The sequence below is a fragment of the Lysobacter sp. N42 genome (genome assembly GCF_004344885.1).
Genome location: NZ_SKFB01000004.1, coordinates 179,828 through 201,402, shown reverse-complemented (window position 1 = coordinate 201,402; position 21,575 = coordinate 179,828). Strand labels below are relative to the sequence as shown.

Genomic DNA, 21,575 nt, shown 5'->3' with positions numbered 1-21,575 from the left:
CGGATGGCAATTTTAGGCTTAATTATTAGGTTTTTCAAGGTGAGGCAAACCATAATTGTCGACAAAGTGGTTATATTTACCGCAAAATAGATATTTAAATGTCGAGTAAAAGCAATAAGATATAAAGCAAAATAAATGCACTCGTGAAACCTATCAGATAAGGTAAATAAAAATGGAGGGAACAACATGAAAGCATTACTAGTTAGCTTAGCTGTATTTTTAAGTTTAACGATACCCCAAGCACAAGCCACGGAAGACCCAGTTGTTGGCACATTAAAATGGTTTTTAAACGGTGCAAGCTATAACGACCCAGACGTGCATCGGCATTTTTGGGCAGAAGATCTTACCTACACAAGTGGAAGGGGGCTACGCTTTGGTCGTGAGCAAATTTGGGCAGACATTGAGGGAGACACCCGCCTTACCGCTGAGGAAGTTGAGGTTTGGTACAGTGCTGAAGACATTTCTGTTTATCACGTAGACGGTGCTGCTATCGTGAATTTCACGCTTGTTGCGAAAAACGAAGCTACGCAAAAAGAAACACGATTCTATAATACAGCAGTAATGATTCAAGAAGACGACCTGTGGAAAGCCGTCAACTGGAATGTCACCGTTACCGCAGATTCAAGAGAATAAAAAGAGGCTACGATGAGAATAGGATTTGCAGTGGGCGCACTTTTAGCCGCCATAGGAATATTTGTTTTCTGGCCTTCTGTGGCCAATGAGCCGTCTCAAGGACGCGTGCTTAAGTCGGCAGAGCATTACCAAGTTCTTCCTCAACAGGCACGTATTGAACCGGTGAATGCGATGCTCACCGACAGGCTAGAGAATTTGCTGCCTGCACTTATGGAAGAGCAAAACATTGATATGTGGTTGGTACTCAATCGAGAGTATGCAGAGGACCCTGTGTATTTTACGCTGGTTCCACAACCCACTTTTGCCGCCAGACGCACCACTATGCTGGTGTTTAACAGATTAGAAGACGGCACAGTTGAACGCCTTACAGTGAATACCTATCCATTTGGAGCGCCTTATGAAGCGGCCTGGAGTGGTGGCAATCTAGACGAGCAATGGCAAGCATTAGGCGACCTCATCGTTGAAAAAGACCCTAGCTCGATTGGCATTAATGTATCTCGCGACTGGCCTGTAGCAGACGGGCTTTCTAGCGCGTTACACCAACGACTTACCGAAGTTCTACCAGACACTTTTCAAGACAGACTGGTTTCTGCGGAAAAGCTTGTCGTGCGCTGGGTTGAAACTCGCACCGAACAAGAATTAGAAATTTACCCACATGTACTTAGTCTGGCTCGGGCAGTTATTGGTGAAGCTTTTAGCTCACAAGTGATTACACCAGGTGTAACCCACACCGACGACGTAGCATGGTACATCCGCAATCGTTTTGAGGAACTTCAATTACCTATTTGGTTTATGCCTTACGTGAGCTATCAACGCGTCGGCACCGAGTGTGAAGAAGACACCTTCTTTTGTGGTAGTGAAGGGGTTATTCAGCGCGGTGACGTTCTACACACCGACGTAGGTATATGCTACCTAACGCTTTGTACCGATACGCAGGAAATGGCCTATGTATTAGAAGTTGGTGAACGAGATATTCCACAAGGGTTTAAAGACGCTCTACTTACCGGTAATCGCTGGCAAGACATTCTTACAGACAATTTCGTCACGGGAAGAACGGGTAACGAAATTCTTGCCGCAACCATCGCTCAAAATGAGAGTGAAGGAATTATTAGCAGCACTTATACGCATCCGCTAGGTTTTTATGGACACGCTCCGGGACCAACCATTGGCATGTGGGACAACCAAGGCCCAACACCGATACGTGGTGACTATCCACTTTATCCGAATACCGCTTATGCTATTGAAGGCAACGTGAAACAGGCCGTGCCTGAATGGAATGGGCAGTTTGTGCATATTCGTTTAGAGCAAAGCGCATACTTCAACGGAGAGAACGTTATCTACTTCGCCGGCCGCCAAACACAGTGGCACCTTATCGAATAAAAATGGGGTCAGAGCACTTTGGGGTCAGAGCACTAAGTGCTCTGACCCCAATTTTTTATGCCCAAGCTTCTGCGACGTCTGGGTGAGAACGCATTCGCCCTTTCAACACATTCTCACCGACTTGGTAAAACATTGGGTTATTCGGGTCACTTTCAGGGCCCAATGCCAGTTTCTTTTGCTCATCACTTAGCTCGAATAGTGGCACTGTACTGTCTAGCTGAGACGCTAAAAAGAACGCCACCGAATACCGTTCCGAACCCGCCGGAGGTGTTTGCACACGGTGTAATGTCGCGCGCAAATATCCGTCTGAAGCCATCTCCAACAATTCGCCAATATTAACCACTACGGCACCGTCTAACGGCGGAACGTCTACCCATCCCTCGTCGTCTTTCAGAACCTGTAATCCTGACTGCTGATCTTGAGTCACAATGGTCAAATAACCAGGGTCTTTATGGGCACCTACCCCCTGGCCACCGGCCTTATCGTCTCCTTCTTCTCCCGGATAACGAATGAGCTTCATGTGGGTATAAGGCTTGTCTATTGAAGTTCCAAAAGCGTCTTCGGGTTGACCTAATGCCTCTGCAAAGGCCATTAAAAGCTCTTTTGAAACATCGGTTTGTTCATTCTGGTAATTCAAAACCGCGTGGCGTAACTCTGGTAATGCCGTCGGCCATTGATTGGGTCCAATTAAGCGAGCCCACGAAGGATTACTGGCACTGAGTTCCACAGGCTGCTCTTCACGCATCACGTCAAACTGTTCACGAAAGTCGACGTTACCAGCGGTTATTTCTCCCTTGATTCGCGTGTAGCCACGAAAATGAGGAGAGTTCACCATTTGGGTTTCAAGTTTGCTCTCGAGCGGAAGTGAGAAAAATTGCTTCGAAAGCTCAAACACTTGCTGCTGCAAGCATTCTAATTGATGTCCTTTTACGTAGAAGAAGCCCACTGTACGCGCAGTCTCTGCCAGCGTGCGTAGAAAGTCCGCCTTGGATTTCCCTCCAGCGCGGAGTTCTTGCAAATCTAGAACGGGTAGTACGGTCTTACTCATTACACTCACCTACGAAAAGTTGAGTGCAGAGTATAAAAGCGAGGAAAGTGCGGGCGAACGAACGAATTCTTATTTTATAGAACTGAAAGAACTAAAAGCGCCCGCATTTATGTCATATATCTGACTTTGCTAGATTATTCGCGAAGCTCAATCCAGCCTGCAGTGAAGAAACCTTCGCAGTCAGTAGCGTCTTTCTTAATGTTGCTAGCGTCTAGAGAGCCAGCCATGCCGCCTGGCGTGCTAGGTACGTCGCTGAAACGCGGGTCATCACACTCACGGTCCATAGTGTAAGGGCCAGTGTCGTCACCAAAATCAACTCCACCACAACCTGTTAAACCCATCGCTAGAACAACTGCGCTTCCGAATAGAACTGTTTTTTTCATAATTACATCCATTTGTTTTTTATCAGTTTCAGGTCGATAATATTAATCAAATACATTGCAGGTCAAGTGAAAAAATGGTGACAGAAGCCCACGAGGTCCTCGATTTCTGGTTCCAAGAACTAAAACCATCTCAATGGTTTATGAAAGACGACAGCCTCGACACTCATATCACGGAAAGATTCAACGCAACCCACGAAGCCGGCTCAAAGTGCGAACTTTGGCATTGGCGAGGTAGCGCTAGAGGTAGGCTTGCTGAAGTTATCGTACTCGACCAATTCTCGCGGAACATTCACCGCAATAGTCCACTTGCTTTTGCCACCGATGCATTGGCTTTAGCATTAGCACAAGAAGCAATAGAGCGCGGTCATGACCAGTCACTTACTCCTGAAGAGCAAGCCTTTCTGTATATGCCTTATATGCACAGCGAGTCGAAGCACATACATGAACTTGCACTCGATTTATTCAATCAACCAGGATTAGAAACCAACTACGAATTTGAAGTGCAGCACAAAGCTATAATCGACAGGTTTGGTCGCTACCCACACCGCAATAGCATTTTGGGCAGAACATCTAGCCAAGAAGAAATTGAGTTTTTGCAGCATCCGGGGTCTAGTTTTTAAACTACAGTGGCGTTTGGAACTTCATAACGCCTGAAACTGGCACTATGTATCACAAACAACATGCTTCATATTTGAAACAATAAAATGGAGCGTGTTATGAAATTTCTCTTTGCTTCTGTTGCGGCAATTTTAGTAACGGCGTGCGCGGCTGATTCAAATTCTACTAATCAAGCCCCACCTGTCTCCCCCCCACCTCAAAGCTTTGAGGGCACTATTGAGTTTAATTTTTCAACGGAGTCATACAGAACCGTAAATGGTACAGACGATTCAGACTATAAATCTCCGCATACCATTCCCAACTTCAGTATCCAAGTAATACAGGAAAGCCATAGACTCATTGTCGCTCAACCTCAGTACATACACACCGACCATGGCGACTGGGACGTTGTTGTAAATCATGGTTACGCGGAAAACGACGTTTTCGAATTTCCATTCGCATTGGTTGAACGTAACCAAAATTGCACCCACCATGGGTTGATTCAAATAGATAATGCCGCCGCCAATGCTGAAATAGCTCAAGAAACGTGTGGATATTTACAATTCAATTTACAGGCTTCAGGAACAGCTAACCTAGTCAACCAAGCAATCCCCGAACGCAGCGAATATTTGCAGTCATTTGCAGCTCAAAACAAAGCTAACTTGCCAACAGCTTCTATTTCAGAACTGCCAACGACAATACAAAATGCCCTTAGTCGCCTTGATGACAAAACTGTTTACGGATTACTTTACGATGGCATCCATTTCCGTAGCGAATGCTCAACAAGACAAGGCAACGCGAAATATTGTGAGGATACGATTTTGCCTTCTTACTCTCTTGCAAAAGGGCTCGTAGCAGGGTTGTCGACATTACGTTTTCAAGCTTTGTATGGAGAGAGCTTTGCTAACACTAATGTTTCCGAACTTATTTCATACTGCACACCTGAAAAATGGCAAGATGTCTCTGTTTCACATTTAGCAAGCATGACTACAGGGCGTTATTTTAGTAGCGAATACATGAGTGACGAAGAAGGCATGAATACGATTGAAGATTTTTTCTTGCCAGCATCTCATGCCGACAAAGCGGCATTCTCATGTGGCTACCCGATTCAAGAAAGTCCGGGACTAACATTTGTCTACCACACTTCAGACACTTACTTATTAAGCTCTGCGCTGCAGCAGTACTATCACAACCAAACAGGTAACCCAGAATCCTACTATTCCGAAGTATTACTCGAAGATATTTATCGCCCACTTGGCTTGAGCTCTTTGACAGAGCTGTTTGTGAGTAGCCTAGATGAACCGCATATCCCTTACGCAGGATTCGGCCACTTCTACAATACAAACGACTTAGTGAAACTCGCCCAGTTTATCTGGTTAGATCAGGGGGAGATTAACGGTCAACAAGTCATCGATGCAACCACCGCACAAGCGCCAGCAGGCTCAAAAGTTTTTGAGAATGGCTTTTGGTTTTACACAGACGAAACCTATGAGTATTGTGACAAAGAACTGACGATTCCCTACCTTTCTGGCTATGGCGGAAATATTATCGCAGCCCTCCCCAACGGCATGATTCTCTATTTCATTGGGGACGACTTCGAATTTACCTTTGCGGATATAGCGCGGCGCCTACTCGGCGAGACGCCTTGTAATTCATGACATGCAGTGCTCAAATAATGCTTCGAACTTGCGCAGACCATCAGCAAGTACATTTTCCTCGATGGTCAGCGCGGGTAAAAACCGGATAACATTCCCGTAATATCCGCAAGCCAAGAGAATTAAACCATGCTGGCTTGCTTCCGCGACTAACTGTTTCGTGAGCTCAGGGTTAGGTTTGTCTGCATCTTCCTCGTAAACCAGCTCCATAGCTATCATCGCACCAACTTGTCGAATATCACCGATAACGTGCGAGTATTTGTTCTGTAGTTTCGTTAAACACGACTTAAACGTCTCTCCAACTTCATTCGCACGCTGCACGAGTTGTTCTTCTTCAATGACATCTAACACCGCGAGCGCTGCTGCACAGCCGACAGGTGAACCTCCATAGGTGCCTCCCAGGCCACCAGGTAGTGGCGCGTCCATAATTTCTGCTTTCCCTACAACAGCGGCAATGGGGAAACCGCCAGCAATTCCCTTCGCCATTGTGATTAAGTCGGGTTCAATATCAGCATATTCGGTGCAAAACATTTTACCCGTGCGACCAAATCCCGTTTGAATTTCATCTGCAATTAATACAATTCCATGTTCATCACATATTTGACGGAGAGCCTGTAGAAACTCTTTTGGGGCTTGGTAAAAACCACCTTCACCTTGAATAGGCTCAATGATGATTGCTGCAACATCCTCTGGGCCAATGTCCGCCTTAAACACATGCTCTAGCCCCTTCAGCGCTTGCGCTATCGAAACTCCATGGTATTCGTTAGGAAAAGGTGCGTGAAAGATATCAGCGGGAAAGGGGCCAAACAAAGATTTGTACGGAGCTACTTTACCTGTTAACCCCATGGTTAGGTTCGTTCGTCCATGAAAGCCTGCAGTAAAAGCTATCACGCCTCTTCTTCGTGTATGAGCACGCGCTATCTTCACGCAGTTTTCAACAGCTTCAGCACCTGTGGTTACAAACATTGCTTTTTTAACCGAATTCCCTGGTGCAGCACGGGTCAGTTTTTCCGCCAGTTCAACAGCTCCTTTGTAAGGCGAGATCATTAAGCAAGAATGACTAAAGTCTTCGACTTGACGTTTAACAGCTTCGACGACTTTAGGGTGACTGTGACCCGTATTGCAAACAGCGATTCCAGTACCAAAATCAATGAACCGATTACCGTCTTCGTCCCAAACTTCTGCATTATGAGCTCTCACCACATAGTGCGGGTATAGATTTCCTTGCCCCCGAGCAATAGCAGCGGTTTTACGTTGTTGTAGTTGAGCATTACTCATGATGTTCTCCTAGGGCAGATAAACCGCCTAAACTTAAATATTTGATATGAAGGTAATCTTCTAGCCCGTGTTTCGAGCCTTCGCGGCCGTAACCAGACTGTTTAATACCGCCAAATGGTGCGGCGGGGTTAGATATCGCGGCATCGTTAATACCTACCATGCCGAATTCAAGCGCCTTCGCGACTCTCCAAACACGGGCATAGTTTTGGCTATAGAAGTATGAAGCGAGTCCGTACTCGGTATTGTTTGCAATCTTTATCGCTTCTCTTTCAGAACCGAAGGTTTGCAGCACTACGACTGGGCCAAATAACTCATGGTCATGAATCGCCATATCTGCGGTTACTTGCGTCACCAGAGTAGGCGGCAACCAATTTTCAGAGCCCTGGTCACTGAGGTATTCTATTTTTGCTCCGTTCGACTCGGCCTCTGTTATCACATCCACAAGTCCCTGCTTGGCATTAGCTGTGATCATGGGACCAATGTCAGTGCCAGTGTCCATACCATCACCAACTTTCAATGTTTGCATTTGACGTTTGAGTTCTGCTAAAAACTGATCATGAATTTTCTCAGCAACCAATACCCTGTTAACCGCAACACAGGTTTGACCGGCATTTCTAAATTTAGCAAGCATCAATCCTGCAACTGCTGATTTAATATCTGCATCCTCAAAAACCATGAAAGGAGCGTTACCACCCAGCTCCATAGATACCCGTTTAACTGAACTTGCACATTGCGCTGTTAGAATTCGACCTACACGAGACGACCCCGTAAAGGAGAACTTGGCGACAAGAGGGTGCTTAGTCAGCACCTCACCGATTTCAGCAGATTGGTCTGAAACCACCACGTTAATTACACCATTCGGGATACCTGCTTTCTTAGCCAGTGCTGCCATCGCGAGCGCAGACAATGGCGTTTCATGCGCAGGCTTAACGACAAAAGTACAACCCGCAGCCAATGCAGCGGCAGCCTTTCGCGCAATCATGGCATTCGGGAAATTCCACGGTGTAATTGCAGCAACCACACCCACCGGCTCTTTTAATACAATGATTTGTTTGTCTTCACTGGGAGCAGGAATGACTTCGCCATAAACTCTACGAGCTTCCTCCGCGAACCACTTGAGGTAACCCGCGCCATAAGCAATTTCGCCTTTCGCTTCTTGCAACGGTTTGCCTTGCTCTAATGTCAGCAACGCAGCAAGTTCGTCCTGATACTGCATCATCAAGTCATGCCATTTCTCAATATACTCAGCGCGCTGTTGCGCAGAAGTGTTTTTCCAACTTTGAAAGGCATTGTGAGCCGCTTGAACTGCCCGCTCCGCATCTTTCGCTCTGCCATTCGAAATACTTGTTAAATGGGAATTATCCGCTGGGTTAGATACCGCAAACGTTTGCTTGGAACTCACCCAACTTCCATCAATAAATGAACACTCGGGTTTCAGTTGTGCAGGGATGTCTTGAAAATTCACAGTCGCCTCCTTTGGTTTCTGGGAATTTGAACACGCAAATAAAGGTTGATAAATAACAATGTTTAAACGTATTGTTTGATTAACATCAAACTAAAGCATCAGATATGAAACAATTAACTGACTTTGATATTCGGCTGATCCACGTTTTTAAGACCGTTGTAGAGTGCGGCGGAATAACTCCTGCGGAAACCGAACTCAACATTTCCCGCTCCACCATTAGTATTCATTTGAGTAATCTTGAAGCACGTCTCAACTTAAAACTCGCGCAGCGCGGTCGAGCCGGATTTTCGCTTACAACAGAAGGACAAGCTGTATATAGCGCGTCGCTCGAACTTAATCATGCGCTTGGCGACTTTTCCCGACTCGTGAGCGGTCTTAAAACAGAGTTGAAAGGTGAGCTAAAGTTTCTCTTTGCCGATCAGCTTGATATTGAGCGTCAGCATTTTCTCGCTGCTTTAATCGCTCAACTCAAACTCGAAGCCCCTCAGGTAACACCAGCAACAGATGTCATGCCACTACAACAAATTGAATTAGCCTTGTTGAAAGACCAAGCTCATATTGCTCTTATGCCGGGGTACCGACGTATTGATGGCTTGGAGTATCACACCGCATTTTCTACGCCGGTTTATCTTTGCTGCTGTCAAAACCATCCCTTGTTTGAAGAGGCGCTTACGGAAGTTGCACTTGAAAAATTACAAAAATATGAAGTGATTCATCCTGGTGTTGATATCAACCCAGAAGGAAGAAAACATTTAGCTCAGCTCAATACCGCGGGGAAAGCCTACCAATTCGACATTCGACTGGCGATGATACTTTCAGGCGCATGGATGGGCTTTTTACCGGAGCCTATGGCTAAGCCGCTAATCAATAAAAGCGAACTTCGATACATCAATCCAAGCACAATTAACTACGCTTTCGAGCAGTTTTTCGTGAGCAAGAAAAGCCCACGAGACGAGCGTCTCGTTCGACTTGTTGTGGAAACCATTCAACGCCAATTGGAAACTGGCTCTCCCCTTCCATCCTAACTGGCTCTTTCTCGACAGACTCACTGGTTTATGCTCTGGATAAATAATTATTAAAAGGTTCTCTCATGGAAGTAGCAATAAAGAACAGAACTTGGTTTAAATCACTGCCGGCTGCAAATGAACACGGCATCACCGCAAGAGTTTTATTGGCATTTTTAGCAACAGCGGGATTGTTTTACGTCAACATTATGCCCGCTATTGTTTCTGGCTTAATCGATGGTTTGGCTTTCACCCGCAGAGATGCCGGGCTTGTCGGCTCACTCAATATCTATGGCGCTGCAGTAGGTGCATTTCTGGCAATTTTCTTAGTGAAACGGGTTCCTTGGAAGCCGGTCAGTGCCGGTTTACTCATAAGCCTCATAACCATCGATTTCCTTAGTATGTTAGTTGAGCTTCCGCTGATTATGATGGCGTTACGTGCGCTTCATGGATTTGTCGGCGGTTTGCTTGTAGGCGTCGCTTTCGCAGTTATTGCGAGAACTCAGTACGTCCACAAAACCTTTGGCATGCTACTTTTAGTGCAATTCGGGTTAGGAGGATTAGGTGTTATGTTCCTACCTCCGCTTGTTCCAGTTTTCGGCGCATGGATTCTATTTTTATCACTTATCGCTTTTAGTACCGCAGCTCTTATCATGCTTCCTTTCCTAAGTGATTACCCCGTCGCTATCGTCGATAAAACCAAACCCGTTGCGCCTATTTTGTGGAAACCTTTGTCCTATTCGATTTTCGCCGTATTCCTCTTTCAAGCCGCAAATATGGCACTATACGCCTATATCATCGACCTCGGCGAACAAGCCGGTTTAACCAAAACCGCAATGTCTCCGGCTTTAGGCGTTAGTGCTTGGCTAGGTATTCTAGGCTCTGTCATGGTGATGTGGCTTTCCACTCGCGTCGGGAGATCGCTGCCGATTTTGATCGGTGTGTTAGTGACTGCAGGCGCAACTTTTGCGCTGCATTTTTCATTCTCACTCACCGTGTATTGGATAGCGAATATTCTGGTCGGTATTACTTGGGCCTTTAGTATTGCCTATTTACTTGGTGTTTGTTCTGAATTTGATAAGGCAGGACAAACCGCTGCGCTAGCTGGCTTTGCTTCGAAAATGGGGTTAGCGTCAGGGCCACTATTTGCGGCTCTCATTGTTACCGAGGGCTCGTATACAATGCTTATTAATATTGCCACCGCTATGCTTATCGCGGCAGCTTTCATTACACTTTATCCATCTAAATTGCTCGACAATAGCCCGGCTACTTGAGTCTGGCGTCAAGCTTGCAGCAGATTAGTAGCCTCTATATACTCATTTTGAAAAGCCAAAAATAAAAATGATTAGAGGCTATGCAGCACTTATTTGTGCTCGATTCGTCGGGTAGTACCAACCTTCAACAACAGCTTGTCCAAAAACTCATCCAAAGTATTTTGAATGGGCACTTTGCTTGTGGCAGTCGTATGCCCTCCTCTCGCAAACTTGCAGAGCAGCTGGGCGTCGCCAGAAACACTGTTGTTCATGCGTACCAAACCCTTATCGATGAAGGTTATTTAAATAGTCGCGAACGAAGTGGTATTTATGTCGCAGAAGACATTTTCAATACGCACCCCACTTTTGATGCATCACCTAATGAAGTGCTACCGGATGAAAACTGCAAACGATATGACTGGGATCAGGTTTTGTCCAAGGTCGGTGTGACGACATCTCCCCCCTCCTATCCGCAGAATTGGCAAAAATACCCATATCCTTTTATCGATGGTCAATTCGACCCTTCGTTATTTCCAGTTGCGCAATGGCGCGAGTGCTCGAAACTCAGTTTGAATGTAGACGAAATAAAAAACTGGGCATCGGATAGTGGCCAGCAAGACGATTATTTACTGACTGAGGAAATCAGGACAAAAGTTTTACCTCGACGGGGGATATTCGCAGAGCCTGAAGAAATAATGGTGACAATTGGGTCTCAGCAATCGCTTTATATTGTTAGCCGTTTACTCATGCACAGCCAAACCTTGCTTGCTATGGAGGAGCCCGGCTATGAGGGCATGCGCCAGCTTGCAAACCATGCGTTTTCACCTATTCATTACGTGGATGTTGAGGAAGACGGTTTAGATGTAGAAGCTATTCCTGAACATACAGGTTTTGTGTATACGACACCCAGTCATCAAATGCCTACAGCAGTTACAATGTCGATGGAAAAGCGAAAGGCTCTATATAAAAAAGCTCAAGACAACGACTTTGTTGTTATTGAAGACGATTATGAGTGTGAGAGTAATTTCATTCACCAACCTCATCCTGCAGTCAAAAGCTTAGACACTGAAGGTCGGGTTATCTATGTATCTAGCTTCTCTAAAGTACTAGCACCTGGCTTGCGCCTAGGCTTTATGGTTGCTTCTAAAGAGCTTATTTACAAAGCTCGCCAACTCAGAGCTCTCATTTCAAGACATCCTCCGGCAAACAACCAACGCGTCATGGGTCTTTTCTTGAGTCTTGGTTATTACGATTTAACCATGAAAAAGCTAAACGAAGAATTAGCCGAGCGCTGGCATGAACTTCGAGAAGCTTTAAACCATTACTTAGCCACCAGCGTGGTAACCACACGAACTGTGGGCGGAAGTACATGTTGGATTAAAGGACCCGACCAACTTAACAGTCAACGATTTGCCGCCGAAGCTGCAAAGCACGGTATTTTGATAGAGCCAGTAAACCGTTTTTACGGCGGAAAGAATAAACCTTTACAGTATTTCAGACTTGGTGTTACGAGTATTCCTACACCCAAGATTCGAGAAGGCGTGGAGTTACTCTCGAAAGTTATTAAAGAGTGGCAACAAGAAGAAGATGCACTCTTTGCAAAGCCTCCGGGAAGACAGTTAAAAGGTGACAAACTTAGAGAGTTTGCCAGTCATTGCGAATATATTGGCAGGACTGTTTTCGGCGATCCCTACCGTATTAGATTATGCGACGATGGTTCTATGGAGGGCTTTGAAGGTTACCATGACGAGAAACATGACCATGGTAAATGGTGGCTAGAAGGTGATATTTGGTACCGCCAATGGAATCAATGGTCTTATGGCGAAACCTTAGGCTTTAACATTTATATTCAAAAGAACCAAATCTTCTGGGCTAGAGATGGACGAGTGGTTGATTCCGCATTCTTCGTTTTACATGAAGAATAGGTATTGGCTCTGTCGAAGACCTCTGACTGGCTCTACTCACTTTTTTACTTAGTCCCTACTCTGTAGCCATGGAAAGCTATTGGAGTATTAGCTAATGTCAATTTTCTCAATTGCAGGATTGCAACTTGATTTGTCCGCGGTGAAAGACTCGGGCAGCAGCAATTTCGGGTTCATTCGAGAGCAAGTGGTCAGCACGGTGCGTCGTTTTCCTCACGTAAACATGGTCGTGTTACCTGAGCTTTGTACCTACGGACCTGCGCCTAAGTTTGCAGAGCAACTACCTGGAAATACAGAGAAGCAATATCAAGACCTTGCGCGAGAATGCAACGTTTGGATTTGTAATGGTTCACTATTCGAGCGCGAAGGTGATCAAATATACAACACCATGTCGCTTATAGATCCTGCAGGTAAGATAGTTTCTCGGTATCGTAAAATTTATCCCTTTTTACCTCATGAAATTGGAATATCTTGCGGCAACAAACCGACAGTTGTTGAGATACCAAATGTAGGTCGCTTCGGTTTATCGATTTGCTATGACATGTGGTATCCAGAAACCATTCGCAGTTTAGTTTGGGACGGCGCTGAAGTAATCATTCATCCCACCCTTACCAATACCATTGACCGCGATGCAGAAGTTTCCATCGCTCGCGCCAACGCCACTATGAACCAATGCTACTTAGTTGATATCAACGCCACTGGCTCCATGGGTGTCGGCAAATCAATTGTCGCTGGCCCAGGTGGCGAAGTCATTCACCAATCGGGAGAGCAGCATGACGTTATCGTGGTCGACATCGACCTGGACTACTTGCGACGAGTGAGACAGGAAGGCTGGAATGGTCTAGGACAGCCTCTGAAAAGCTTTAGAGACAATTTCAAAGCCTATCCACCGTATCAACCTAACGCCGAATCCACCTATTTGAACGCTTTGGGGCCTCTAGAAAAGCCCAAACAAAGAGACTGGACCAACAAAACATAAATAACTGGCTCTTACCGAAAAAACGTCGATTTTCTATCTTGCTTAAGTGCCCAATATTATAAAAACGGGGAAAACAGAAATGAAAGCAACAACATTCCGAAAGAATCAAATCGCGATAGCGATCAGCTCAGCACTAATATTCAGCGCACAAACTGCAATAGCGCAGAGTGATGAAGCAGAAGAGGCTAGCGAAGCTGAAAAATATGAGCGAATCACGGTCACTGCTACAAGACGTCCTCAAACCGTAGAGGAAATTCCATATAACATCTCAGTAATTAGCGGCGATCTCTTAGAAGAACGTCAAATTATTGATTCTGTTGATATGATGCGCGAGCTTCCAGGTATTACCGTAGTCGACCGCGGTTACCGTAATTCTGGGGTTATCAACAATATTGTTATTCGCGGCATGAATGTCGATTCAGCAGGTAATGGTGATTTTGCCGTGAACGCGACACCTACCGTGTCTACGTACGTTAATGACACACCAATTTTTGCGAATTTTATCTTAAAAGATATCGAAGCCGTTGAGGTTCTTCGCGGGCCGCAAGGCACGCTATATGGTTCAGGCGCATTAGCAGGTACTGTGCGCTATAAGATGAATAAGCCTCGCCTATTTGAAAATTCAGCAACTGTAAGTGCGCGCTTAAGCCAAACAGAGGGTTCTGAAGGCTTCAACCAAAACTATGATGTTATTGCCAACCTAGCAATAGGTGATGCAATGGCATTTCGTGCAGCCATCGGTCGCATTGATAACGACGGGATCGTGGACTACACAACACTTTATGAGCGGAATGCAGCTGGTGCGCCGGTAGCGGCGGGAGGTGACATTGCGAATGGCGGCCCGGTATTCACAAACCGCGAAGACGCAGACACGGTAGCTATAGATTACGGACGTCTATCTCTTTATTGGGAAGGCTCTAGTAATTGGAATGCTTTGCTTTCTTATCAATATCAAACAGATGACATAGGTGCGCGTCGGCAAGTTACAACAGGAACAAATTGGGTTGGTGGAACCGAGCAAGCTTATGGAGAATATGAAAACGGTGCTGTTCAATTAGAGCCAAGCGAGAGAGACGTTGATCTCATGTCACTGGAAATCGAGGGTGACTTAGGCTTCGCGACTTTGACTTCTAGTACCTCCAACTACGACCATAGCGGAAGCTCAATTTCAGACAATACCGGCTTTTATGCGCAAAACAATTGGTTCGCATGGTTTTATGGTGGCTCACCTCGTCCTCTAGCTACTGCCTCTCGTTTTTATGAAGACAGTGCTTTCACGCAAGAGTTTAGATTAGTATCAAACACAGACGGTCCATTAGATTGGGTGGTTGGTGCATTCTACATGGACCAAGATACAGCTTCAGGACAAGACAGCTTTATGCCTGGATTTAGCGAGTGGGCTGAAGCTAGCGGATTTGATGCCACACTGGCTTCATGGGGCGGAGTGCTCGGAGATCAGGACTTTCTCTATAGAGACAGTCGAACCGTTGAGGAAACATCGGTATATGGCGAGCTAACTTATCATGTTAGCGAGCGACTGCGTGTTTCAGTTGGAGCTCGTTACTTCAACAACGACATTTCCAACAACACAACAATAGACCTTCCTATTTACCCAGGTCCATCAGAGGTGGACTCGGACTTCACAGACGACGGAACTCTGTTCAAAGGTAATTTCTCGTTCGATGTTTCGGAAACTATGGTTTGGTACGGAACGATATCAGAAGGTTATCGTCGCGGAGGTACCAGCGCTGTACCCATTACTGGCGGATTCGCTGAAAACCCAGAATATTTAAATTACGATGCTGACAGCGTTCTTAACATAGAAACGGGTATTAAAGGCAATATAGGTCGCCACTTCTATGGTGTATCGGTATTCCGCATGGACTGGGACGATCCTCAGTTGAATATCTCCACTCCAAACTGGGGCTTTTATGCAGCAGTTAATGGAGAATCAGCGGTTTCTCAAGGTCTTGAGCTCGAGTTTCGTGGTTACTTAAATGAAAGCGTGCGCTACAACTTAGGTTATGCCTATGTAGACGCCACTTTAACTTCTGACTTAGTGGTTCCATCTGGTACGCAAGCGGCTCCTAGTTCTTACGTTTATGCAGAAGACGGAGAACGTTTGCCGAGCATGTCGGAACATACCCTGTCTGGTGGCTTAACCCACAACATGGTATTGAACAATGGCATGTACTTGGTGACCAGCGTGAGTGCTTACTATCAGTCTGATAGCAGGAATTCGTTAGGAAGTAATCCTAACTTCGACATTGACTTGGATGGCTTCTGGTTAGCCAATTTCAGCACGTCTTTGCAAGCTGAAAACTGGGAAGTCGCGCTATACGCCAGAAACATTTTCAATGAAGAAGGTGTAACAGGTGTATTGTCAGAAGGGTACATGGGCACCGATCCAGGCGAAAACTTCTACGGTAATAGCTCTAAACAATACATTACTCAACCAAGAACTATTGGTATGGCCTTTACCTATCGTTTCTAAAAGGTCAGTATTTGGCTGTGGGGAGTGTGTGCCTCACAGCCATTTCTTTTCTAAACGTAGGGTTTTTTCGTGGGACACAGTCCAATAGACGTAAATAACTTAAGCCAAAAAGCTTTAACTGCTTCGCAAAACGAAGACTACGCTCTGGCGGTTCGCCTATACGAGCAATGTGTTTCTCTCTCTCCCAACGATGCGACTCTTCACTTCAACTTAGCCAGTACTTACCGCATTCTAGGTAATCTAGAGCAAGCTCGAATACACTATTCTAGATCAATAGCGCTCAACGAAAATGACGCAGAAGCTTGGTATTTCCGCTCATTAACTACTAAAGCAACATCAGAGCAGAACCATATCGCTCAACTTCAAACCATGCTCAACCAAAAAATTGAAAGTCCAAAGTTGGAAGTTCATCTATGGTTCGCTCTAGGTAAAGAGTTCGACGATCTTAAAGAATGGGAACAAGCTAAGCAGGCGATTCAACGGGGAGCCTTTCTTCGGCGAAAACATATTCATTATGATGTTAGAGAAGACCTAAACATCATGAATAGCATTAAAAATACTTTTCATAAAAGCATGTTCAAAAAGGTAGCTTCAGAAGACCAAGAGCAACCCATTTTTATTGTTGGACTTCCTAGAGCGGGTAGCACGCTGGTAGAGCGAATTCTTAGTATGCACGAAGACATAACAGTTGCAGGTGAATTATTAGACTTCCCACAAGCTGTAAATAAAGCGGTCGCCCAAGCAGCAAAATCAGGAGCTTTTTTAGGGAAAATAGACTCGCCCAAAGTTTCAAAAACGAAACTGGTCGAGCTGACCTCTTTAGTCGATTTAGAAGCTATTCGTACAAACTATTTAGACAGTACCAAGAAGTACCAAACACATACGCATTTTATTGACAAAAACCCGTTAAACTTTCTGCAACTTGGACTCATACATCAAGCCTTTCCAAATGCAAAAATCATTCATGTTACGCGCTCAAAGAAAGCCCACATGTGGTCTATATTTCGCCATTTGTTCAGTCACGCCTACCCATTTTCTTACAATCTAGATGAAATCGAGCATTACTATGAGGGTTATAGACAGGTCATGTCTCACTGGCACCAATCTTTTGGCGAACAAATTTTCGAGTTGGAGTACGAATCTTTAGTTGATGCACCTCAAGCCGAAGCAAAAGCATTATTCAGCTTTTTAGGCAAAGCATGGGATGAGCGTTTTCTAGAATTTCATAACGAAAATAATGCACCTAGCGCTACAGGCAGCGCATCGCAAATTAGAGAACCATTAAACACTCACGCTTTAAACCGACCTCCTTTGATTTAACACTAGGCTAGCTAAGTTTGAAGCGTAACCACCAACCGCCGAGAACCGCCGCTATTACGATGCTCCCCTAAATAAATACCTTGCCAAGTACCCAGTGCTAAACGCCCGTTAGTTACTGGAATGCTCACACTAGACCCCAACAAGCTGGCTTTTAAATGTGCAGGCATGTCGTCTGGCCCTTCATAATCATGCAAATAATACGGCTCGTTTTCTTTAACTGTGCGGTTTATAAAGCTCTCAAAATCTTGGCGCACGGTAGGGTCGGCATTTTCATTAATCGTTAATGAAGCCGATGTATGTTGAATAAACACATGCAGTAAACCCACTTCGGCATCTTTTAGCTCTGGAACTGCTTGGGTAACAAGGTCAGTAATAATATGAAAGCCGCGAGCAAAAGCCGGAAGTTGAATGTGTTTTTGAACCAAAGCCATGAATTAAACCCTTCTGCGTAGATATGCGACTAATATAACAAAGCACGTTGGTTGTTTTGACCTACAACCATTGTGAAGAATGCTAAATTTTAGCAGAACAATTCATTTTGTTTACTGTTATATTTTGATTTATTCATAAAAAACAATAATTTAAATAAATGGCATAAGGTTTGCTGTGGTACTTACATAACCAAAGTATTTACATAACCAAAACGAATACGAACATCAAAAAGGAAAAGTCATGAAAAAAGTAATTCTAACCTCTGTTGCTGCAGCCGCTCTATTAAGTACTTCTGCATTCGCAGACACTATTAAAGTGACCGAACAAGAAATTTCTTTAGACGGTATTGAACATGTAGAAATTAAAAACGGCGTTGGAGAAATTAATATCCGTCGCACTAGCGGTAGCATTGAAAGCGGATCAGTTATGCTGCTTGAAGTGGAGTTTGATGGTGAAAACGGTGGCTTTTTCGGTCGTGACAAAGACGTAAGCGACATGGAAGTTGAGGTTGAGCGCAATGGTTCAACACTGACAATTCGTTTCGAAGAAGACGACATTGAAGCCGACTTCGACATTGAGCTACCTGATCCAGAACGTCTTTCTATCGACCTAGGTGTAGGCGCAATTGACGCCGATACAGGTTATTCACACGTAGACGTAAACTTAGGTGTGGGCGACATCCTCATCAACTCTATGCTTGAAGCTGTAAGCACCGTAGCCATCGATGTAGGCGTTGGTGAAGCTGATGTTTCAGGCGGTACAAACACCTCTAGCACTCGCGCTATGGTTTCAGAAGAAGTGACTTCTGAAGGCAATGGCCAGTATCGCATTCGCATCGACGTAGGTGTGGGCGACGCTAAAGTTCGTTTGTAATTCTTGTATTCCCAACCGGAGGTTGCTCTTTAATATTAGGGCAACCTCCACTTAGGTACTTATACTCAATAATCCCTTCTCTCTTCATTACAGACTCTGCTAAAATCAAACACCTGTTTTATTTTTAACTAGGCGTTACCATGCACTTTTCTGAGATTTTGGCGCAAATAGGCGCAGATGAGCACCAAACTATTCATATTCCCGAAGGATGGGGGCAAGGTCGAGCATTATTCGGCGGTTTAGTTGCAGGTATCGCTTATCATCATGGCGCTCACGGTGTGCAATCAGGGCAATTATTGCGCGCTATGACGGTGTCGTTTGTTGCGCCTGTCGCAGCTGGAGACGTGGAACTGAGTCGAGTTGTGCTTCGCCAAGGTAAAAATGTCACCCAAACTCGTGTAGACATGATTCAAAGCGAGCAAGTTGTGCTTAGTGCTTTGTTAACCTTTGGCGCTGGTCGAGAGTCGATTGTGAATGTAAACGACCTGCCGAAGCCGAACATTCCAAGTTATGACGGTGTTCCAGACTTCCCGAAAACACCTTTCACACCTGAATTTACCCAGCACTATAACTATGCGGTAACTGTTGGTGGCATGCCTTTTAGCGGCAATACCTCGCACGAATTTGGTGGTTGGGTGCGTTACTCTCAAGAGCAAAGCCCAATCAATATCGCTTTATTCCTAGGCCTTGTTGACGCATGGCCACCAGCGGTAATTACTCATCTAACACAACCTGCACCAGCGAGCTCGCTAACTTGGACCATTGAGTTTCCAGAACCGTTAGACCCGGCACTAAAAACAAGTGACTGGTGGCAGTACCTCGCAACCATCGATTATGCAGCAGACGGTTACGGTCACACGCACGCCCATATTTGGGACCATCAAGGCAATTTGGTCGCGATTAGCCGCCAAACAGTCACTGTTTTTGGCTAAGCAATCCCTAAAGTATCTACAAAGTAGCGGTGTTTAACTGCCAAATAGCAAAGTTAAGCACTGCTGCAAAGCTAATCCATGCTAAATAGGGAACCAAAAGCAGCGCGGCGGGCTTAGATACTTTCCAGTAATCCACAATGAGCTTTACCACCATGGCGATAAGTAGCAATATCCATAGGAAGGAAACTAAGCCCATTTGCCATGCAAAGAAGAACCAACTCCACAGTGCATTTACAACCAAGTGTGCGGCAAAAAAGAGCAACAAGCGTTTGCTATTTTCTGGGTTTAACCGCCAAATAAGCCAAACGCTAACGCCCATGAACGTATATAGGGTTGTCCATACAGGCCCGAATAGCCAAGCGGGTGGAGCCCAACTCGGTTGGTTTAAGTCAACGTAAAAACTACTTGCTTGAATAGAACCTGCGGCGCCAATCGTTGCTGTTAAGTAAACAGCCATCAAGCAAACCAACAATCCTAAAAACTGTTTCATCACAAACCTCAAACTTATGTAATCCGTTTTGCATTACGCAAGTATGAAGCATTTAGCTCTCACGCCAATAAAACATCCCTGCTTTTTTACCCAAAATCGTCGCACTAAAGTACGCGTCTGCAGATCTGAGGGCTGCTCCGTAACACACATGCAACGGAATTAAGTGTTCCTCCCGCGGGTGACAAAACCGTGCAGACGGAGCCTGCTCCCACGCCACCAACTTTTGTTCTCTTTCCTGTTCAGACAGCTCTCCGCAATAACAAGTGTCGACTAGCCAATCTTCAAAAGCCTGGTTTTTAAGATTCGCTTCTTTTGAATCCTGCATGCGGAACGCCTGCATATTATGAAAAGAAAATCCTGAACCTAGTACCAATACATCTTCATTCAAGGCTTCTTTTAAAACGCGACCAATAGTGATGTGTTCTTCTGGGTCAAGGTTAGCCTTCAGTGACACTTGCACCACAGGAATGTCTGCCTCTGGGTACATGATTTTCAGCGGAACAAAAACACCATGATCAAACCCACGTTGCTGCTCGTGCTGAACCGCTATGTTATGCGCTTTAAACGCCTTCTCGATTCTTTGCCCTAGCTCTAAGTTGCTGGTAGCAGGGTATTGAATTTCATACGATTCTTCAGGAAAGCCGTAATAGTCGTAAAGTAACTCTTGGTTACTTTGAGTGTTGATGGTAACCGTTTCAGTTTCCCAATGAGCGCTAATCACTACAATCGCTTTGGGTCGAGTTATCGACGAAGCAATATGATTAAGCGTTGAGACCATCTCTTTATGGCCTGCATCTCCTAGCAGGGGCAAAGGGCCCCCGCCATGAGAAACAAACATTACACTTGGAGACGACATAACAACCCCCAAATAAAGATTAGCTTGCTAGTTTCTGGTCAACTGAAAGTTTACCTGCACCAGAGAGAGCTAAAGATACGGTAGCTGCCAACAACGCTAGCGCATACTCATAACCACCGTTCGACATGAAAAATCCATTTTGGAAATGCACTGCAAAAATAGCGACTACCATAGTAATTGCATTTAACACTGCCGCCGGACGAGTTAACACACCTAGTACTAGCGCTAAACCTCCAAAGAACTCAGCGCCACCTGCCAAAAATGCCATAAGTACACCAGGTGCTAGGCCAATACTCGCCATCCATTGACCTGTACCTTCTAAGCCATAACCGCCAAACCAACCAAATAGTTTTTGCGCACCGTGAGCTGCCAAAATAATACCTACAGGTACACGTAATGCTAGAGCACCCCAACCTGCGTCTGTAGAAAGTAATTTTTTAATAAATGATGAGTTCATAATTTGTTCCTCAATTAAAATTTAGTGACCTGAATGTTTAGTACACAAACATCATATTAGACAATATAAACTTGATTAAGAGGTTAATTATTGTTTAATTATCAACAAATCGTTGTTAATGGTG

20 protein-coding genes are annotated in these 21,575 nt (G+C 45.1%); 12 read left to right on the top strand and 8 right to left on the bottom strand.

Annotated elements, in window-relative coordinates:
- The first annotated feature begins 186 nt into the window (after positions 1-186).
- Together EYQ95_RS10225 and EYQ95_RS10220 are read left to right on the top strand one after the other, a co-directional pair.
- Positions 187-633, top strand: a complete 447-nt coding sequence (locus EYQ95_RS10225) for a DUF4440 domain-containing protein (protein WP_111915838.1) — start codon at positions 187-189, stop codon at positions 631-633.
- A 327-nt stretch (positions 634-960) separates the two neighbouring features.
- Positions 961-2,013: a M24 family metallopeptidase gene (locus tag EYQ95_RS10220; protein WP_207916342.1), complete on the top strand. Its 1,053-nt coding sequence runs from the start codon at positions 961-963 to the stop codon at positions 2,011-2,013.
- 55 nt (positions 2,014-2,068) lie between these two features.
- On the opposite strand, the gene EYQ95_RS10215 is transcribed toward EYQ95_RS10220, so the two are convergent.
- Positions 2,069-3,061: an isopenicillin N synthase family oxygenase gene (locus EYQ95_RS10215; RefSeq protein WP_111915840.1), complete on the bottom strand. Its 993-nt coding sequence runs from the start codon at positions 3,059-3,061 to the stop codon at positions 2,069-2,071.
- 134 nt (positions 3,062-3,195) lie between these two features.
- Complete coding sequence (locus EYQ95_RS10210) at positions 3,196-3,444, bottom strand: hypothetical protein (RefSeq protein ID WP_111915841.1); 249 nt, start codon at positions 3,442-3,444, stop codon at positions 3,196-3,198.
- Between the two features lie 74 nt (positions 3,445-3,518).
- Here EYQ95_RS10210 and EYQ95_RS10205 point away from each other — a divergent pair, with 74 nt between their 5' ends.
- Both EYQ95_RS10205 and EYQ95_RS10200 read left to right on the top strand, forming a co-directional pair.
- Positions 3,519-4,064, top strand: a complete 546-nt coding sequence (locus EYQ95_RS10205) for a DUF924 family protein (RefSeq protein WP_111915842.1) — start codon at positions 3,519-3,521, stop codon at positions 4,062-4,064.
- A gap of 96 nt (positions 4,065-4,160) precedes the next feature.
- Positions 4,161-5,699: a serine hydrolase gene (locus EYQ95_RS10200; protein WP_165831981.1), complete on the top strand. Its 1,539-nt coding sequence runs from the start codon at positions 4,161-4,163 to the stop codon at positions 5,697-5,699.
- Here EYQ95_RS10200 and gabT read toward each other — a convergent pair.
- Entirely contained in the window at positions 5,694-6,974 is a 1,281-nt protein-coding gene (gene gabT / locus EYQ95_RS10195) for a 4-aminobutyrate--2-oxoglutarate transaminase (RefSeq protein ID WP_111915844.1), read from the bottom strand. The genes EYQ95_RS10200 and gabT overlap by 6 nt on opposite strands.
- Entirely contained in the window at positions 6,967-8,439 is a 1,473-nt protein-coding gene (locus EYQ95_RS10190; RefSeq protein WP_207801105.1) for an NAD-dependent succinate-semialdehyde dehydrogenase, read from the bottom strand. Before EYQ95_RS10190 ends, gabT begins: the two co-directional genes overlap by 8 nt.
- A 104-nt stretch (positions 8,440-8,543) precedes the next feature.
- Here EYQ95_RS10190 and EYQ95_RS10185 point away from each other — a divergent pair, with 104 nt between their 5' ends.
- From EYQ95_RS10185 to EYQ95_RS10160, 6 genes are all read left to right on the top strand, one after another.
- Complete coding sequence (locus EYQ95_RS10185; protein ID WP_111915845.1) at positions 8,544-9,464, top strand: LysR family transcriptional regulator; 921 nt, start codon at positions 8,544-8,546, stop codon at positions 9,462-9,464.
- 65 nt (positions 9,465-9,529) lie between these two features.
- Positions 9,530-10,717 (top strand): MFS transporter, encoded by a 1,188-nt coding sequence (locus EYQ95_RS10180; protein WP_111915846.1) that lies wholly within the window; start codon positions 9,530-9,532, stop codon positions 10,715-10,717.
- Positions 10,718-10,797: 80 nt separating this feature from the next.
- On the top strand, positions 10,798-12,621 hold the full coding sequence (locus EYQ95_RS10175) for a PLP-dependent aminotransferase family protein (RefSeq protein WP_111915847.1): 1,824 nt from the start codon (positions 10,798-10,800) through the stop codon (positions 12,619-12,621).
- Positions 12,622-12,715: 94 nt separating this feature from the next.
- Positions 12,716-13,597 (top strand): carbon-nitrogen hydrolase family protein, encoded by an 882-nt coding sequence (locus EYQ95_RS10170; RefSeq protein WP_111915848.1) that lies wholly within the window; start codon positions 12,716-12,718, stop codon positions 13,595-13,597.
- A gap of 79 nt (positions 13,598-13,676) precedes the next feature.
- Positions 13,677-16,091, top strand: coding sequence for a TonB-dependent receptor (locus EYQ95_RS10165; RefSeq protein ID WP_111915849.1), 2,415 nt, complete (start codon positions 13,677-13,679; stop codon positions 16,089-16,091).
- A 69-nt stretch (positions 16,092-16,160) separates the two neighbouring features.
- On the top strand, positions 16,161-17,411 hold the full coding sequence (locus tag EYQ95_RS10160; protein ID WP_111915850.1) for a sulfotransferase: 1,251 nt from the start codon (positions 16,161-16,163) through the stop codon (positions 17,409-17,411).
- An 11-nt stretch (positions 17,412-17,422) separates the two neighbouring features.
- Here EYQ95_RS10160 and EYQ95_RS10155 read toward each other — a convergent pair whose 3' ends face one another.
- Positions 17,423-17,842, bottom strand: a complete 420-nt coding sequence (locus tag EYQ95_RS10155; protein WP_111915851.1) for a secondary thiamine-phosphate synthase enzyme YjbQ — start codon at positions 17,840-17,842, stop codon at positions 17,423-17,425.
- 241 nt (positions 17,843-18,083) lie between these two features.
- On the opposite strand from EYQ95_RS10155, the gene EYQ95_RS10150 reads away from it, so the two are divergent.
- Both EYQ95_RS10150 and EYQ95_RS10145 read left to right on the top strand, forming a co-directional pair.
- Complete coding sequence (locus tag EYQ95_RS10150; RefSeq protein ID WP_111915852.1) at positions 18,084-18,716, top strand: hypothetical protein; 633 nt, start codon at positions 18,084-18,086, stop codon at positions 18,714-18,716.
- 140 nt (positions 18,717-18,856) lie between these two features.
- The gene (locus EYQ95_RS10145) at positions 18,857-19,648 is read left to right on the top strand and encodes an acyl-CoA thioesterase II (RefSeq protein WP_111915853.1); all 792 of its coding nucleotides are present in this window, start codon (positions 18,857-18,859) and stop codon (positions 19,646-19,648) included.
- A 16-nt stretch (positions 19,649-19,664) separates the two neighbouring features.
- Here the strand turns inward: EYQ95_RS10145 and EYQ95_RS10140 are convergent, their stop codons facing one another.
- From EYQ95_RS10140 to EYQ95_RS10130, 3 genes are read right to left on the bottom strand one after another with little or no spacing between them, the layout of a single operon-like run.
- Complete coding sequence (locus tag EYQ95_RS10140; protein ID WP_111915854.1) at positions 19,665-20,138, bottom strand: TspO/MBR family protein; 474 nt, start codon at positions 20,136-20,138, stop codon at positions 19,665-19,667.
- Positions 20,139-20,190: 52 nt separating this feature from the next.
- Positions 20,191-20,994 (bottom strand): class III extradiol ring-cleavage dioxygenase, encoded by an 804-nt coding sequence (locus tag EYQ95_RS10135; protein WP_111915855.1) that lies wholly within the window; start codon positions 20,992-20,994, stop codon positions 20,191-20,193.
- A gap of 19 nt (positions 20,995-21,013) precedes the next feature.
- Positions 21,014-21,451, bottom strand: coding sequence for a DoxX family protein (locus EYQ95_RS10130; RefSeq protein ID WP_111915856.1), 438 nt, complete (start codon positions 21,449-21,451; stop codon positions 21,014-21,016).
- Positions 21,452-21,575: the final 124 nt, after the last annotated feature.